Annotated in this window: 12 protein-coding genes and 1 pseudogene; 4 read left to right on the top strand and 9 right to left on the bottom strand. The window is 59.9% G+C overall.

All coding sequences use genetic code 11. From position 1 onward, the window contains the following. Nucleotides 1–27: 27 nt before the first annotated feature. Together LN047_RS20500 and LN047_RS20495 are read right to left on the bottom strand one after the other, a co-directional pair. Nucleotides 28–1,410, bottom strand: a complete 1,383-nt coding sequence (locus LN047_RS20500; RefSeq protein WP_033470901.1) for a heavy metal sensor histidine kinase — start codon at nt 1,408–1,410, stop codon at nt 28–30. Further along, nucleotides 1,407–2,081, bottom strand: a complete 675-nt coding sequence (locus LN047_RS20495) for a heavy metal response regulator transcription factor (RefSeq protein ID WP_050450379.1) — start codon at nt 2,079–2,081, stop codon at nt 1,407–1,409. Before LN047_RS20495 ends, LN047_RS20500 begins: the two co-directional genes overlap by 4 nt. 286 nt (nt 2,082–2,367) lie before the next feature. Between LN047_RS20495 and LN047_RS20490 the strand changes: the two genes are divergently transcribed. Further along, nucleotides 2,368–3,510, top strand: a complete 1,143-nt coding sequence (locus LN047_RS20490; protein ID WP_033470904.1) for a glycosyltransferase — start codon at nt 2,368–2,370, stop codon at nt 3,508–3,510. Nucleotides 3,511–3,727: 217 nt separating this feature from the next. Here LN047_RS20490 and LN047_RS20485 read toward each other — a convergent pair whose 3' ends face one another. Together LN047_RS20485 and LN047_RS20480 are read right to left on the bottom strand one after the other, a co-directional pair. After that, nucleotides 3,728–4,012, bottom strand: coding sequence for a hypothetical protein (locus LN047_RS20485; protein ID WP_033470906.1), 285 nt, complete (start codon nt 4,010–4,012; stop codon nt 3,728–3,730). A gap of 259 nt (nt 4,013–4,271) precedes the next feature. Beyond that, complete coding sequence (locus LN047_RS20480; protein WP_033470908.1) at nt 4,272–4,874, bottom strand: tyrosine-type recombinase/integrase; 603 nt, start codon at nt 4,872–4,874, stop codon at nt 4,272–4,274. 579 nt (nt 4,875–5,453) lie between these two features. Here LN047_RS20480 and LN047_RS20475 point away from each other — a divergent pair. Further along, the gene (locus LN047_RS20475; protein WP_370641233.1) at nt 5,454–7,784 is read left to right on the top strand and encodes an AAA family ATPase; all 2,331 of its coding nucleotides are present in this window, start codon (nt 5,454–5,456) and stop codon (nt 7,782–7,784) included. Beyond that, nucleotides 7,781–9,736 carry a UvrD-helicase domain-containing protein gene (locus tag LN047_RS20470; protein WP_033470911.1) on the top strand — a complete coding sequence of 652 codons (1,956 nt, stop codon included), beginning with the start codon at nt 7,781–7,783 and terminating at the stop codon, nt 9,734–9,736. Before LN047_RS20475 ends, LN047_RS20470 begins: the two co-directional genes overlap by 4 nt. Before the next feature lie 187 nt (nt 9,737–9,923). On the opposite strand, the gene LN047_RS20465 is transcribed toward LN047_RS20470, so the two are convergent. The 3 genes and pseudogenes from LN047_RS20465 to LN047_RS20455 form a co-directional block, all read right to left on the bottom strand. Next, on the bottom strand, nt 9,924–10,145 hold the full coding sequence (locus tag LN047_RS20465; RefSeq protein WP_152553252.1) for a hypothetical protein: 222 nt from the start codon (nt 10,143–10,145) through the stop codon (nt 9,924–9,926). A gap of 203 nt (nt 10,146–10,348) precedes the next feature. Further along, a pseudogene (locus LN047_RS20460) lies at nt 10,349–10,567 on the bottom strand (ATP-dependent DNA ligase); the annotation flags it as partial. A gap of 33 nt (nt 10,568–10,600) precedes the next feature. After that, nucleotides 10,601–10,786: a DUF3606 domain-containing protein gene (locus LN047_RS20455; RefSeq protein WP_033470914.1), complete on the bottom strand. Its 186-nt coding sequence runs from the start codon at nt 10,784–10,786 to the stop codon at nt 10,601–10,603. Nucleotides 10,787–10,994: 208 nt separating this feature from the next. On the opposite strand from LN047_RS20455, the gene LN047_RS20450 reads away from it, so the two are divergent. Then, nucleotides 10,995–11,534, top strand: coding sequence for a JAB domain-containing protein (locus LN047_RS20450; RefSeq protein WP_050448423.1), 540 nt, complete (start codon nt 10,995–10,997; stop codon nt 11,532–11,534). Nucleotides 11,535–11,585: 51 nt separating this feature from the next. Here the strand turns inward: LN047_RS20450 and LN047_RS20445 are convergent, their stop codons facing one another. Both LN047_RS20445 and LN047_RS20440 read right to left on the bottom strand, forming a co-directional pair. Then, nucleotides 11,586–13,109 carry a tyrosine-type recombinase/integrase gene (locus LN047_RS20445; protein WP_373980051.1) on the bottom strand — a complete coding sequence of 508 codons (1,524 nt, stop codon included), beginning with the start codon at nt 13,107–13,109 and terminating at the stop codon, nt 11,586–11,588. 331 nt (nt 13,110–13,440) lie between these two features. Further along, on the bottom strand, nt 13,441–14,421 hold the full coding sequence (locus LN047_RS20440; protein WP_346543018.1) for a tripartite tricarboxylate transporter substrate binding protein: 981 nt from the start codon (nt 14,419–14,421) through the stop codon (nt 13,441–13,443). Nucleotides 14,422–14,447 lie beyond the last annotated feature (26 nt).

Below are 14,447 nucleotides of genomic sequence, written 5' to 3'. Positions count from 1 at the left end.
GCCCCGCACCGCAACCTGTCGGGAGGATTACTTTCCTGTAATGTTCGGCGCCCGGGATAGTGTGAAGCCGACCTCGGTGCCCTGTCCGCCGCAGCGGGCGAACGCCTTGCCGCGGTGCATCTGGGCAATGGCTCGGACGATGGCCAGACCCAGGCCATGTCCGTCGGTGCGCCCGCTGCGGGCATCGTCGCCGCGGTAGAAGCGGTCGAAGATGCGCGGCAGCGCCTGGGCGGCTATCGGCGCGCCGGGGTTCCTGACCCTGATTTCGATCTCGTCCTGCCGGGCGACGCAATAGAGGTCGATGCCGCGTCCCCTGGGCGTGGCCCGGATGGCGTTGCTGAGCAGGTTGGCGATGGCGCGCCGTAACAGCCGTGGGTTGGCCATCAGGGTGGCGCTGCCGTGCGCCGCCAGGGAAACGCCGGCTTCGTCCAGTGAGGCCTCGTAGTATTCGGCCACGCGGGCGACCTCCCGGCGCACGTCCACTTCCCGCAGGTCTCCCGCCGGTTCGCCGCCGTCGGCGCGGGCCAGGAATAGCATGTCGTTGACCAGCGCCTTCAAGCCCTCCAGCTCTTCCAGGTTCGATTCCAGCACTTCGCGCAGCTCCTGCTCCGAACGGGGGGAGGACAGCATGACCTCGGTGCCGCTGATCAGCGTGGCAAGGGGCGTGCGCAGTTCATGGGCCACGTCGGCGTTGAACCCTTCCATCTGCTGATAGGCCGTTTGCACCCGACCCAGCATGCCGTTGAAGGTGTGGGTGAACTCGCGCAATTCGAGGTCGATGCCCTGTTCCGGCAGGCGCACGGCGAGGTTGTCCGGCTGAATGCGGGACGCCTGCTGGGACAGGCGGCGGATGGGTGACAAGGAGCGCCGCACCGCCCAGGCCGAGAGCACCAGCGTGGCGCCGACCCAGACGGCGCAGATCAGGATCAGCGCGGTGGCGAAGGCATACAGGAACTGCGTGCCGGGACGCAGATTCACGGCCACGGTGAGTTCGGCGCCGGGAAGCAGCGTGCCTTCGAGCGGCACGCGCAAGCCGCGCATGTTCCAGCCGTCCTGCGAGTGCAGCTTGATCTCGCGCCCGGAAACGGTGCGCACGGCCACGGGCGGCGCCTCGCCGTAGAACACGCTGCCGTCCGCAAGCGTGATCCAGGTCTTGAGGTTGCCGTGGCCCACCATGATGTTGTCCAGGGATCCGCGCAAATCCTGCATCTGCGCAAGCGTGGCCTGCATGCCGATGAGGTGGTTGATGAGCTCCAGCTTACCCGCCACCTCGGTCATTTCCTGGCGCTGCACCTCGCGCTTCAAGGCCCAGAACAAGGTGTATCCGGCAATGCTGGACACCACCAGGGCAATGATGCCGAGCAGCAGCGTAAGCCGGATTTCGATGGACGCGACGCGGGGCAGTTTCATTTGTCGCGCAGCTCCAGCACATAGCCCATGCCGCGCACAGTATGCAACAGCTTCGTTTCGTAGGGGTCGTCCAGCTTCGCCCGCAGGCGCCGTACCGCGACTTCGATGACGTTAGTGTCGCTGTCGAAGTTCATGTCCCAGACCTGCTCGGCGAGCACCGTCCTCGACAGCACCTGGCCATGGCGCCGCAGCATCAACGTCAGCACGGTGAACTCCTTGGCGGTCAAGTCCAGGCGCACGCCGGCCCTGTGCGCCTTGCGCCGCACCAGGTCCATTTCCAGGTCGGCCAGCTTGAGCAGCGTCGATTCCTGGCCTCTGCCGCGGCGCAGCAAGGCCTGGATCCGCGCCAGCAGCTCGGAGAAGGCGAATGGCTTGACGAGGTAGTCGTCCGCGCCGCCCTCCAGGCCGCGCACTCGGTCTTCCACCTTGTCGCGGGCGGTCAGCATCAGAACCGGCGTTTCCTTGTGCTTGCGCAGGTCAGACAGCACGCCAAAGCCGTCGACGCCGGGCAGCATCACGTCCAGTACCACCACGTCGTAATCGCCTTCGATGGCTGCGTGCCGCCCATCGATGCCGTCGCGGGCGATGTCGACCACGAAGTTGTGCTCGGTCAGTCCTTTGCGGACGTAGTCCGCGAGCTTTCTTTCATCTTCAATCAACAGGATACGCATGGGGCGCCTCGCTTTCCTTGCAAAAAAGTAATGAGTCGGTCCGGTTTCTGTAATTGCCGACTACGTAGAGTTCAGCGTGTTAGCCAAGTTCCCGCTTGGCGGTGCTGAAACACAAGGAGCGATCCATGCGTGCTCGAGTATCCCTCTTGAAGAACTTTGAAACGACCAACGATGAAATCGGCGTTGCGACGCATTATGCATCCGGCGCGCCGAAACGTGCACGGCAATTCGAGCGGGAGATAGTCATCCGGAAGCACCCGCTTGGGGTCTGAGAAGGCGCACTGCCATGAGAATCCTGTATACCAACTTTCATCGCGGCGATGGAGGCGGGCACACAACCTACGTGCTGTCGCTGGCGGGGGCGCTGTGCACCGCGCACGATGTCGTCGTGGCCGCGCCGCCGGAAAGCCGGCTGTTCAAAGCGGCCTCGGCGATGCCGGGCGTGCGAACCGAGGCGCTGGATTTCCGTGGAGGCATGTTGGGCGCGCTTCGCAATGCCCGTCGCGTGCGTCGGTTGCTGGTGCAGGAACGCTTCGATATCGTGCACGTCAATGGCTCTGCCGACCATCGAGTTTGCATGCTGGCGGGCCTGTGGCTCGGGGCAGACAGCCCCGCAGTGGTGTACACGCAGCACAATGACCGGCCTGCCAATAGCTTCGGAGCGATGCTGCGCGCCCGTCTGGCGACAGACCGCGTCATCTGCGTGTGCGAGCACACGCGCCGCAAGCTGCTGGGCAGCGCGTTCGGGCGTTGCGGCTTGCGCACCGTGCGCAACGGAGTGGACGTGGAAAGGTTCAGGCCGCAGGCAGAGGAGGCGGTGGCGGAAGCCCGGCGCCGCTGGCTGCCCGCAACGCACGCGGACCGTCTGATAGTCGGCAGCAACGCCGGCACCGCGGACTATAAGCGCTGGCCGGACATGGTCGAGGCCGTGTCCCAGCTGCCTGCCGCGCTGCGCGACCGCATCGTCGTCATGGTCGCGGGCAAGCCTCCCGGGGAAAACCAGCGAAGGCGCGTGCGCGAACTGGGCATGGAGGATCAGGTGATCTTTCCCGGCTTGCTGGACGACGTCCGATCCTTCGTGGCGGCGTTGGACGTGGGCTTCGTGTTGTCCTCGGAGTTGGAGACCATCTCGTTCGCGTGCCGCGAGATGATGGCCATGGGCGTGCCCGTCATCGTCAGCAATGCCGGCGGGCTGGCCGAGAATGTGCATGCCGGGTTGGACGGTTGGGTGGTGCCGGCGCGCGCGCCGCAAGCCGTGGCCGGCGTGCTGTGCGAGATCCTGGCCCAGCCGTACCTGTTGGGGGCCATGGGACGCGCGGCCCGGGAAAAGGCCTTGCGGGAATTCGCGCTGTCGCACTTCGTGGCGGACACGCATGGGGTCTACCTGGAAGCGCTGACGCACGCCCAGCGTCCGTTGCGGCTGGCGTGACTGGCGCTTCCGCTTCGCCAGCTCGCGCAGGCCTCTGCCGGGTATCGAGATTCGCATTCGCGGGCATCGCAACACTAAATTGGCCGACGGGCGTGGTCCGATAAGTTAAGGGGCTCGGATCGGCCATGCTGGTGGCGGCGCAAGCGGCAGCGGTATGGCCGTGCGCAAGACCAAGGCGAAAATTGACAGACCGCGTATACCGCAATGCCGTGCAGGTCTAATTTCCACGAACACCTCGATAGGTGAAATTCACCTGGGCAGGGAACATGACCAAGAAAAGAGACGGGCATTCAACGCCGAGTTCAAGCTGCACGTCGTGCAGATTATTCGCGAATAAGGCTTGAGCGTGGGGGACGTTTGCCGCGACTTGAAGCACGGCGAGACGGCCGTGCGGCGATGGCTGGCTCAGGCCGATGAAGAGGCAGCAGGCCGCCCCGGTATCGGCTTGCCGCTCAACGCCGAGCAGCAACGCACCCGCCATCTTGAAGCCGAGAACAAACAACTGCGCGGCGACGTCGATGTCGGCGCGGTGTGGTGCAAGAGCTGGATGGTGACAATACCAAGACCAAGCTCATGGTTGGTCTTCAGCAACGCCCGTCAGCCGCCGCTGAAGAAGAGAACTCCGCAGTTGGTGCTGACGAAGATGGCGAATGATCGCGCTCCATGGCGCCGGCGCACGCCGGCGGCATCCCGACAATCGACGGTGCCAGCATCGACCACTCGCCGGCCAGAACGCGCCAAACCTCAGTTTGCTCTGTTATCTAAAGAGCATCGTCGACTTCGATGCCAAGATAGCGAACTGTGCTTTCCAGCTTTGTATGCCCTAGGAGCAGCTGTACCGCCCGAAGATTCTTCGTCCGGCGGTAGATCAGCGAGGCTTTTGTACGGTGCATAGTGTGGGTGGCATATGCGGTATCGTCGAGGCCAATCGATGCGACCCAGCGATGGACAATCCGGGCATACTGCCGCGTCGACAGATGCGGCGACGTATGCAACCTGCTCGGAAATAGAAAGTTCGCCGCCTTTAGTCCTCGCGCCTCGATCAATGCTTCAAGGCTCTCACGGATTTGCTCCGTGATCTCGAATTGGACCGAACGCCGAGTCTTCTGTTGCATGACGGTGGCTCTCGCAGCCACGTGGCTTCCGTGACGGATGTCCTGTCCTTGCAATCGCGTGAGATCGCACGCCCGAAGCTTGCTATCGATTGCGAGATTGATCATCGCGAGTTCCCGGATGTTCGACGCCATCTGAAGTCTCGTTCGGATTGCCCAAATTTCTCGAAGCTTCAGCGGCGGCTTTTTCCCGGTGAGTTTGCCCTTGTTCCATGGCACACGACGGTCAACGGTGACACTCTCGGATTCCATGACAATCTCCTTTCGAGTAAAGGAAGATTTAGTGTGCCCTACGGAGGGTCGCTATCCGACCCGAAGCGGAAGTACGACAGTTCCTCAAGCGGACACAGGCGAACCTCGTCGGAGGACGATTGCTTAATGCAATTTCGTCAGGATTCCAACGAGGCCCGCTACAACGATGCAAGGAAGCCCATGGACTTTAAACCGATTGGCCGAGCAGAGGTTGAGGCGATTGTTCTTAAGCTTCTTCCGCCGAGACACGCTACAGACGCGCTGCGGTTGGCCACTTGAAGCCGATTGGTTGGCGTGCCAAGGCTACTCTTCACGGCTCTTCTGTTTCTGAGGTGCTTTAACCGACGGCGATACGGCAGATGTATGCCGATATTGACGGAACATTAGGCGCCATATCGGTTTTGTATCAAAATGCCGGTTAGAAGACGAAGGGGGAGGACGTCAGAATGAAGTTTGGGGAGAGTTCGCTTGAGCTCGGTTTCCTGTACCTCTACACATAACAACCGCCGTAGCATCGACGATAACAAATCTAGTGACATGAAGACACATGAAATCCCGGCTGCGGCGGAATCCGCTCGTATAGCAGTCCCTGTAGCTTTCCCAGAAGCGCCTGGAACAGCCACAGCGGCTACAAGCGCAGCAGGGTTCGCCTCTTCGCCCGTCCGCTTAGCTTGCATAGAAGTCTGTAACTTTCGGCGGCTGTCGCGCACTCGTCTTGACCTCGATGAAGAGACCACCATATTGGTGGGGGCCAACAATAGCGGGAAGACCTCGCTGCTTACGGTCCTTCGGAACTTTCTGAGCGAGACATCGGCTTTCCGCGCCTACGACTTGAGCCTGTCGAACTGGGCCAAGCTGCGCGACCTCAGCAAGGCCTGGGAGGTGCTTGCTGATGACCCGACAACCGAGACCAAAGATGAGGAGGCTTGGGCGGCGCAGCTTCAGAAACTTCTCGCATGCATGCCGTTCGTGGACCTTTGGTTCGACGTGAAGGAGGGCGCCTACAACTACGTAGCGCCGTTCATCACATCGCTGAAGTGGGCAGGCGGGGCTGTAGGCGTCCGAGTTCGTCTGGAGCCGGTGTCGACTACCAAGGACCTACGAAAGCTGGCCGGCGCGTATCGCGCTGCCCGGGCGCCCGTGAAGGCTCTGCCGAAGAACGGCCATGCTTGGCCCGTTGACATCATCGACTACTGGCTCGGTAATCCCGCCGACCTTCGCCGTGTTTCTGCATATCGCCTTGACCCGGCAAAGGGGCCGCTTGCGGTCAAGAAGGACGTGACCCTTCAGGACTTGGCGGCAGGCGCGACGCAAGTCGAAATCAGCCACCTTCGCAAGCTCATTCGTGTTGACTTCGTTGCGGCGCAGCGAGGCCTCGGTGCCGAGGAGGACGAAGCAAAGTCGGAGACGGCGAACTCTCGCCCAGGCTTGTTCTCAAGCCAGCTTTTGAAGTTTGCGCGGCAACATCTGAACGTCTCGACCAGCAGCTATGGGAACGGCGAGGAGCTGATTGCTGCGATTGCGAAAGCGCAGGCAGAGTTGGACAAGTCCGTCTACAACGCACTGCAGCCAGCGATGGAAGACGTCGAGGTGCTCGGATACCCGGGCCTACACGACCCACAGCAGTTCCACTTCCGCACCCGAATCAAGACGACCGACCTACTTGCCCACAGTACTGCTGTGCAGTACAGCGCCGACAAAACGGTCCTAGATGAGGCCCTTCCAGAGCACTCCATCGGTCTCGGATATCAGAACCTGCAGTCGCTCAGCTTCATGCTGGTTTCCTTCCGGACGGCTCGATTGAATCCACCCGAGGGAGCGCCGGCTGCGGTTCACATTGTGATGGTGGAGGAGCCTGAAGCTCACCTTCACGTGCAGGTCCAGCGCAACTTCTCATCCAACGCGTTGGGTCTCATTAAACCAAAGGGCGAGCCGCATTCGAGCCTCAAGAGCCAACTGCTCATCAGCACTCACTCAAGCCATCTGGCCCATGGCGACAGCTTCACCCGACTTCGATATGTCAAGCGGATTCCAGGTACAGCTACTGGAGCAAAGCCGAGCACGGAGGTGGTGAACCTTGGCGATGCGTTCGGCGACGACATCGAAACCCGGACATTTGCGGAGCGCTATTTCCAGGTACAGCACACCGATCTGCTGTTCGCTGATGCCGCCATCTTTGTGGAAGGAACAGCAGAGCGAATGCTTGTGCCGCTGTTTATCGAACGGGACTTTCCTAGGCTTGCCAAGAAGTACCTGTCGTTCCTGGACATCGGAGGGAGCCATGCGCACAGGCTTAAACCACTTGTGGAACGTCTAGGCATCCCGACGGCCGTCGTCACCGACCTCGACCCGGTCATCCCCAAGATCAACAAGAAGGGTCGCTTGGTCCGGGCTGCAGTCCACATCGCGGGCCAAGCGGAGCTCGAGTGCGGGAACGACACGCTGACGAAGTGGCATCCGAACCTGCCGAGCTTCAACGACTACGGCAAGCCGACTGCGGCACATCTTGAGTGGGTGTCTCCCACGGGCCTGAAGGTGCGCTTTGCCTGGCAGGCTCCGGTGACTGCAGCGAGTAACCAGTGGCCGAGTTCGTTCGAAGACTCTCTCATCCTTACGAACATCGACTGGTTCAAGAAACTGGACAACGAGAAGGATGTCGATGGGAAGAAGGTGAAGCACGTCGGGACGCTGGGCAAGGTCTTGGGGCTCGTTCTCGACCACCCTGACCACGCGGAGCTTCTCGAGGAACTGCACGACATGCTTCATGGCTCATTCAGCAAGGGGGACTTTGCCGCGACGCTGTTTGAGCGGCTAAACGCTGGCACGAATCTGAAGTGCCCGGACTATATCGCTGACGCACTGACTTGGTTGAGTGCTCAGCTGAAGGTCACTGAGGGGGAGACTCCATGAGCGCGGACGTGGAGCCTAGAGGCAATGAGCGCGATGCTTATGTGGTTGAGGACATCTGCGGCTATGTCACCGCCGCGGCACCGCGCAGCTTTTTCCTGTTCGCTGGAGCTGGCTCAGGAAAGACTCGCACCCTGGTGGAAGTACTCCGCCGAATCACGGGAGTGGTTGAGCATCAAGCCGGCAGCGAGTTTGCTAAGCGCCTGCGTAGCCGAGGTCAAACGGTCCGAGTTATCACGTACACGAAGAACGCCACGGCAGTGGTTGGCGGCCGGTTGGGGGAGAATCGCCTGACCGTAGTCTCCACCATCCACTCGTTCTGCTGGGAACTCATCCAAGGCTTCGATGGGGACATCCAAGATGCTCTGCTCGCGTTGAACGCTAACGCCCTTGCGGAAGCCAAGGCGGCAGCAGCGGCGAAGAAGCGTGGAGAGACCGAGACGGACCGCAGAAAGTATGCCGAGATTGAAGAGAAGGCCGATGAGATCCGCGGCATCACCAAGTTCCTCTATCACCCTGACAAGACAACCCATGGTATGGGAGCGTTGTCGCACACGAGCGTGCTGAGCGTTGCGGCGTGGCTCATCAGCAACCGACCTACGCTGCGTCGAATCCTTGAGGACCGCCATCCCCTCGTTCTCATCGACGAGTCGCAGGACACCATGAAGGGCATACTAGATGCGTTGCTCGGCGTGGCTAAGGAGCGACCGGGGAGATTCCATCTCGGTCTACTGGGAGACCATCGACAGCGCATTTATCCCGATGGCCATAGGGACCTGCCATCGCATGTGCCGGACACGTGGGCTGTGCCAGCGCTGAAGATGAACCATCGGAGCCAGAAGCGAATCGTCGACCTCATCAACGCAATCTGGGATGCCGACGTGGTTGGGCGGACCCAGCCGAAGACAGGCTTCGCTCAGCACCCGCGGACGGAGAAGACCGGTGGCATCGTTCGAATCTTCATTGGCAATGCGAACGAGGTCACGGAGTCGAAGATGGAGAAGGAGGCGGGCTGTGCTCGTGTCATGGCTCAAGTTACAGGACAAAACGCCTGGAGTGATGCTGAGAAGGGATACAAGACGCTGGCGCTGGAACACAAGCTTGCGGCCAAGCGAGGACGGTTCCTCGACGCGTACAGCGCGATGCAGCTCCTGGACAAGGATGCTGCGAACCCCAAGAGCAATGGTGAGCGCTCGGGTCCGAACATGGTGCGACCGCTACTTGGCTCGGTCCTTGACTTGGCGGAATGCGTCGACATAGCCGGTCAGCTCGACGAGTTCTCCTCGATGGAGGTACTTAGACAGGCCGCAGCATTAGCAAACCTTCCCGATGATGTGGTCGAAAAGCGAGCGGCCTTGGACAAACTCAGTTCAGCGATAGCAGAGTTCGCGACGCTCACTCGTAAGCCAGGGAGTACCGTTCGCGACGTTATGCGTCCGTTGCTTGAAGCGGGTGTCTTTGAAGTTGATGCCCGCTTTGTGACGGCGTTCAATGATGAGTCTGAGCCTCCGCCGGCTCCAGTTGGCCGAGGCAAGGAGGACAAGGAAGTCAGACGGCGCAGGGGTTGGTGTGCACTCTTCGACACTGAATGGGAGGAGATTGGGCGCTATCGGCAGTACTTGCGTGGTGAAACCGAGTTGGCCACCCACCAGGTGGTCAAAGGTTCAGAGTTTCCGCACGTCATGGTCGTTATGGATGACCTTGAAGCGAAGGGCAGCGGCTTCTCTTACGAAAGGGTGTTCGGAGTCGAGGCGCTGAACGATTCCGACTTGGAGAGCATCGAAGAGGGCGATGAGACATCAGTCGACCGGACCCTTCGATTGCTCTACGTCACCTGCAGTCGAGCGGAGGAGAGCCTGGCTCTAGTCCTCTGGTCGAAGAACCCTCAAGCGGCGCGCGAGGCCGTTTTGAAAACTGGCTGGTTTGAGGGCGAAGAGATAGGGATTTTGGCCTGATGGGCTGAGTTCACCGGAGATTGGGTTGCCGGGAAGCAAAAGTACTGGAGATTTCCCTTGTTGCCCCGTGAATACTCACAGATACCCCATGATTCATCTCATGGGAATCCTCGGTTGAGATTTTTGGGGGACCATCAAATGTCACTCGTGGCCATTCGTCGCATCTGCAATGTGGGTTACTACAAAGTTAATCTTCGAGCCAGGGGAGTTCTTCGTTGGGGCCGTAAATGTAGTCGTCAGAAATGTAGAACTTTCCGCTCTTCTTCGGACCGTAGATGTAGCCATCTGAGATGTAGTATTTGCCGCTATTTTTTGGCCCATAAATGTAGCCATTCTGAATATAGAAACGACCTGACTCTTTGGGGCCGTAGATGTAACCGTTGGAAATGTAGTATTTGCCAGAACTCATACGCCTCTCCTCTTGAGTTTTTCTTAGCTCGTAAATTTACAGGACTAATTTCCGTTTTTGGCCGGATTTCGGTGCGTGGGCTAGTGACCGGTCTTGGCCGGGATCCGTCCTTGGTGACAGACCACACCCGATCCATGTCAGTCGATTGATCAAGCAAGCCACCCTCGTCAAATTTTCAGGCACAACGGACGTTTGTCAGCGACTACGTTGGTGATGGTCCATTGGGCCCCGCTGGACAGCTGTGGCAGCTCTTCCCAAGAGATCGGCACGGAGACACCGAGTCCCGGCCGCGCCCTTGCTGACCACGCCGAAGCGGTCGTGGCGCTAAATCCGATGCGAAGGTAATCGACAAAGATTATGCCTATTCGGATCTTGGGCCCGCTCTTAGCAACGAACAGTTGTAGCAGCGTCTGCGACAAATGGCGGTTGCCAGCCAAGGGTGGGGATGCGTCGCCTCAGCGTGGGGGCGACGAGAAGTGCTTCCGGAGCGCGTCGACGGAAACGCCAACTTCCTTTACGGCCTGCCGAAGCTTGTCTTCGGTGACGCCGAATTCACGCGTCCAATATTTGAGCTCGTGAGCCTCATTGACGTTCACCCGGGCGCGGTCTTGCGGGCCGCGGTTACTTAGATCGTCAGACATTGCCGCTCCTTTGAGAAAGTGGAACCGAGTCAAGTTAGCAAATGGCGTGCCCGGGAAAGCCGGCTTCTTAGGTGTGAGCTCTAGGTATAGCCCAATGTCCATTGGTAAGAGCTGACTGCGCATGGCGAGTCCCCAATTCTGACACCCTCCATTGTTGACGACCGATCATTAATGGGTTGGTAGGCAACCCTTGCTATTGGAGAGAGCAATGCAACTAAGTTTCAGTCGCGCCTGGGCAGGAGAAAGGCAGGTGCCGCAGGATGTCCAGGGCGCCCCGCTTGTATGCGAGGCGGGCGGCCTCTATCGAGCCGCAACCCCGGAAGAGCTGCTACGTGCGGCTGCACGGCAATTGGAGGGGGCGCTGGGTAGTCGCTTGCCAGTGGACAAGCCGTCCGCCGCCATCGACTATATCGTGACGCGCCTGGCGCTGTCGGACGTGGAGGTGTTCGGCGTAATGTTCCTTGATGCGCAATTGAGAATGATCGCTTTCGAGGAAATGTTCAGAGGCACGCTGTCTGAGACGAGCGTGTATCCACGCGAGGTCGTCAAGGCGGCTATTCGGCACAACGCGCATTCCATCTTGATTGCCCACAACCATCCCTCGGGTTCGTCGCAGCCAAGCAGGGCGGACGTTGAGGTTACGCGGCGCTTGAAGGACGCCGTGGCTCTGGTCAATGTGACATTGGTCGACCACGTGATCGTGGCGGCAGGTAGCGGCCATTCTATGGCCAAGATGGGCTTGATCTAGGCTTGCCCGATTGCGTCCAACAGCCGAAGACCGAACGGTCTTCGGCTTTTTTTACGCCGCGAGTAGTTGCTTGGCGGTCAGCCGCTTTTGAAGCTCGGCTGGCGCCACGGCTCCCGACAGCAGTCTTTCCAAATAGTCGCCGAGCTTCGCCCATGCTGCTTGCTTCTCGTCGGCGTAGTGGTAGAGCTGGTAGTGCCGCCTGACACGGTTCTTGCCCGTGTGAATGACGTGATTTTGGCAGCGGTCGATGATGTTTGGATCGATTCCCAGTGATTCCATGATGGTCGACCCCGTTCGCCGTAAATCATGAGGCGTCCAATTGCCGTTTTGGCCTTTGCCGAGCACCAGGGAGTTGTCCGAAGCGCGGCGTGCTTTGGGCTTTCCGTTGAACATGGCTTGCCGATCTTTGATTTGCTTAGTAAAGGCCTGCTTGCACATCGGTTGGTCTACCCCCGCGTCATCATTGTCGCGCGAAGGTAGGAGCCAGCGGGATGATCCTGCCAAGCTGACAAGGGTCTCGAAATGCTTGACTGCGAAGGGTGACAGAAAGACCAGGTGGTCGCGCTTCTGTGATTTTCTGCCCTTGACGTTCGCCTTGGGAATGAACCACGTACCTTCTCGGAGATTGAGATGCGTAATTTCGGTTAGGTGCAGTTCCCCTATCCGGCATAGCGTGCTCAAACAGATCCAGGAAACCGCCTGCAACGCCTTGGATGGAGGCTTCCTCTTTCGCTTGTCATCCGAAGCGAGATACTGCTCCTCCAACTCGCGGTATCGAGTCTGGAGCTCGACAATCTCAATAGGCGGGAGAACGCGTTCGCGCGCGTTATCCGGGTCGTAATCGTCCGCCAGGAGCACCCCGAGCTCAACCAACTCGACCGGATTTCCTTCCGAAAGCAGCTTTCGCCATGGTTGGCGCTTTTCTGCCCAATGGAACATCTGGCCCAGTATTTGGTAAGTCACCTCGGCAAGCCGATTGCAACCGCGGCCGACAATCGAGCGGATCACTCGCTCAATATCCTTCTCGCGAATTGATCGCACGGGAGTCTCACCGATCAAGGGAAGCACGTCCTTTTCAACGATGCGCTTCACCTCGGTGTTGCCATCTGCTCGCTTCACTCCCGATTCCAGCCAGCTTTTATACATCTCTTGGAACGACAGGGCGTCGGTCGTGGCCTCTTCTTCAGCGGCGGTTACAGCGGCAGACTCAGCTGCCATAGCTTCCCGCACCTGGGCTTTTTCCAAGTCGCGGACGGCTGACGGATTGCGGCCCGCCTTAATGTCCGCCCGCGCTTTGTTCCTGGCGGAGCGGATCTCGTCGAGTGTGCGCTCCGGCCATGAGCCGCAGTAGAATCTCTTTACCTTATCGCCCATGCGATAGGCGTATCGCCACACCACGGCCATCGTGCCGCGCTGAATGCGGATTTCCCCAGTCAGGCCGTCCCCATCGGCCAGGTGATCACCGACCCATTCCGCCGGTACCGCTTCCAGTTCTTTGACGGTCCACCGCGCACCTTTTCCGCGTTTTGGGTATCTCGTCATATTTCCTCGAATCTCTCCATTCTTCTGCCTCATGCGCCATATGGGACAACATATGGGACAACATTTTTGCGGCTGTCAGCGTACATTAGCGAACGTCGACGAACAAGGAAATTTGTATAAAGCCTTATGAATCAGTTGGTTATTCGTTCGCTGGCGTTCGCCGACGTTCGCGCGTTTCTAATTTGGGAGCAGAGGGTCGTGAGTTCGAATCCCACCGCCCCGACCAATATCCATGCGGGTCTCCGGATTTCCGCAGTGCAAGAAAAGACGATTGGTGGCCCATCCTATGGACCACCAATCGGTAGGGCAAAAAAATGGCCCCAAGCTCACAAAGCTTGGGGCCATTTTGTTGTGCCCCTTCCTCCTACTGCCGCGGGATCTTCGCTTCTTCGATCAGCTTTTGCCATTGCGCATCGCTGCTCGCCACGAACTGCCCAAACGCCGTGGGCGAGGTGGGCGGGCTGACCTTCACGCCCAATTCCTTGAACCGTGCCTGGATCTCCGGCTTGGCCATGACGCGGCTGAACGCGGCGTTCAATGTCTGAACGATGGGTTCCGGCGTATTGGACGGTGCAAAAATTCCGGTCCAGAAGTAATAGTCCATCCCGTTGAGTTCCGGCGTTTCACCCGCCGACGCCAAGTCCGGGTTGCCGATATCGCGGTCGCGGCTCATGACGCCCACGCCCGTCACACGGCCGCTTTTGATCAGTTCAAGCAGGGCGGGCAGCCCGGACACCGCGATATCCACGTTCCCGCCGATCACATCGGTCGCGATCTTCGAGGCGCTTGCATAGGGAATGAAGGTGATGTCCGTACCGGTGGTGAGCTTGAAGCTCTCCATGGCGATGGCGGGTAGCGAGCCGACGCCCGTGGCGCCGTAGGTCAGCTTGCCCGGGTTGGCCTTGGCGCGCGCAATCAGGTCGCCGAACGATTTCACACCCAGGTTCGGGTTCGCCACCACGCCGACGCCGCTTGTGCCCAGCGGCGCGACGGCGGCCAGGTCGCGGTAGGTGTATTTGGCCGACGATTGCAGAATGGGCGCGATCACGACGTCGGACACGATGCCCATCAGTACCGTGTACCCGTCGGGCTTGGCGTTGACGGCGCGCGTGACGCCGATGATGCCGCCGGCTCCCGCGACGTTCTCGATGACGACGGTCTGGCCCAGCTCGCGGCCCAGTTCGGGGGCGATGATGCGAGCGAACGTGTCCACCGAGCCTGCCGGCGCGTAGCCCACGATGAGCTTGATGGGATGGGCGGGGTAGGCCTGCGCATGCGCCGCGCTGGTTCCTCCCAACACAAGGGCTCCCAGCAGCGCCGCGCTGGAAAGGGTTCGGATATTCATGGTTGTCTCCCGTTGTTGTCGTTTGT

This window comes from Achromobacter sp. JD417, from assembly GCF_041879325.1.
GTDB lineage: Bacteria > Pseudomonadota > Gammaproteobacteria > Burkholderiales > Burkholderiaceae_B > Achromobacter > Achromobacter mucicolens.
The sequence above is the reverse complement of the archived record's forward strand: the minus strand, read 5'-3'. Positions and strand labels throughout refer to the sequence as shown.

Coding starts and splice junctions, on each gene's coding strand:
- LN047_RS20500 (WP_033470901.1), bottom strand. CDS start 1,410: ATGAAACTGCCCCGCGTCGCGTCCATCGAAATCCGGCTTACGCTGCTG.
- LN047_RS20495 (WP_050450379.1), bottom strand. CDS start 2,081: ATGCGTATCCTGTTGATTGAAGATGAAAGAAAGCTCGCGGACTACGTC.
- LN047_RS20490 (WP_033470904.1), top strand. CDS start 2,368: ATGAGAATCCTGTATACCAACTTTCATCGCGGCGATGGAGGCGGGCAC.
- LN047_RS20480 (WP_033470908.1), bottom strand. CDS start 4,874: ATGGAATCCGAGAGTGTCACCGTTGACCGTCGTGTGCCATGGAACAAG.
- LN047_RS20470 (WP_033470911.1), top strand. CDS start 7,781: ATGAGCGCGGACGTGGAGCCTAGAGGCAATGAGCGCGATGCTTATGTG.
- LN047_RS20465 (WP_152553252.1), bottom strand. CDS start 10,145: ATGAGTTCTGGCAAATACTACATTTCCAACGGTTACATCTACGGCCCC.
- LN047_RS20455 (WP_033470914.1), bottom strand. CDS start 10,786: ATGTCTGACGATCTAAGTAACCGCGGCCCGCAAGACCGCGCCCGGGTG.
- LN047_RS20450 (WP_050448423.1), top strand. CDS start 10,995: ATGCAACTAAGTTTCAGTCGCGCCTGGGCAGGAGAAAGGCAGGTGCCG.
- LN047_RS20445 (WP_373980051.1), bottom strand. CDS start 13,109: ATGAGGCAGAAGAATGGAGAGATTCGAGGAAATATGACGAGATACCCA.
- LN047_RS20440 (WP_346543018.1), bottom strand. CDS start 14,421: ATGAATATCCGAACCCTTTCCAGCGCGGCGCTGCTGGGAGCCCTTGTG.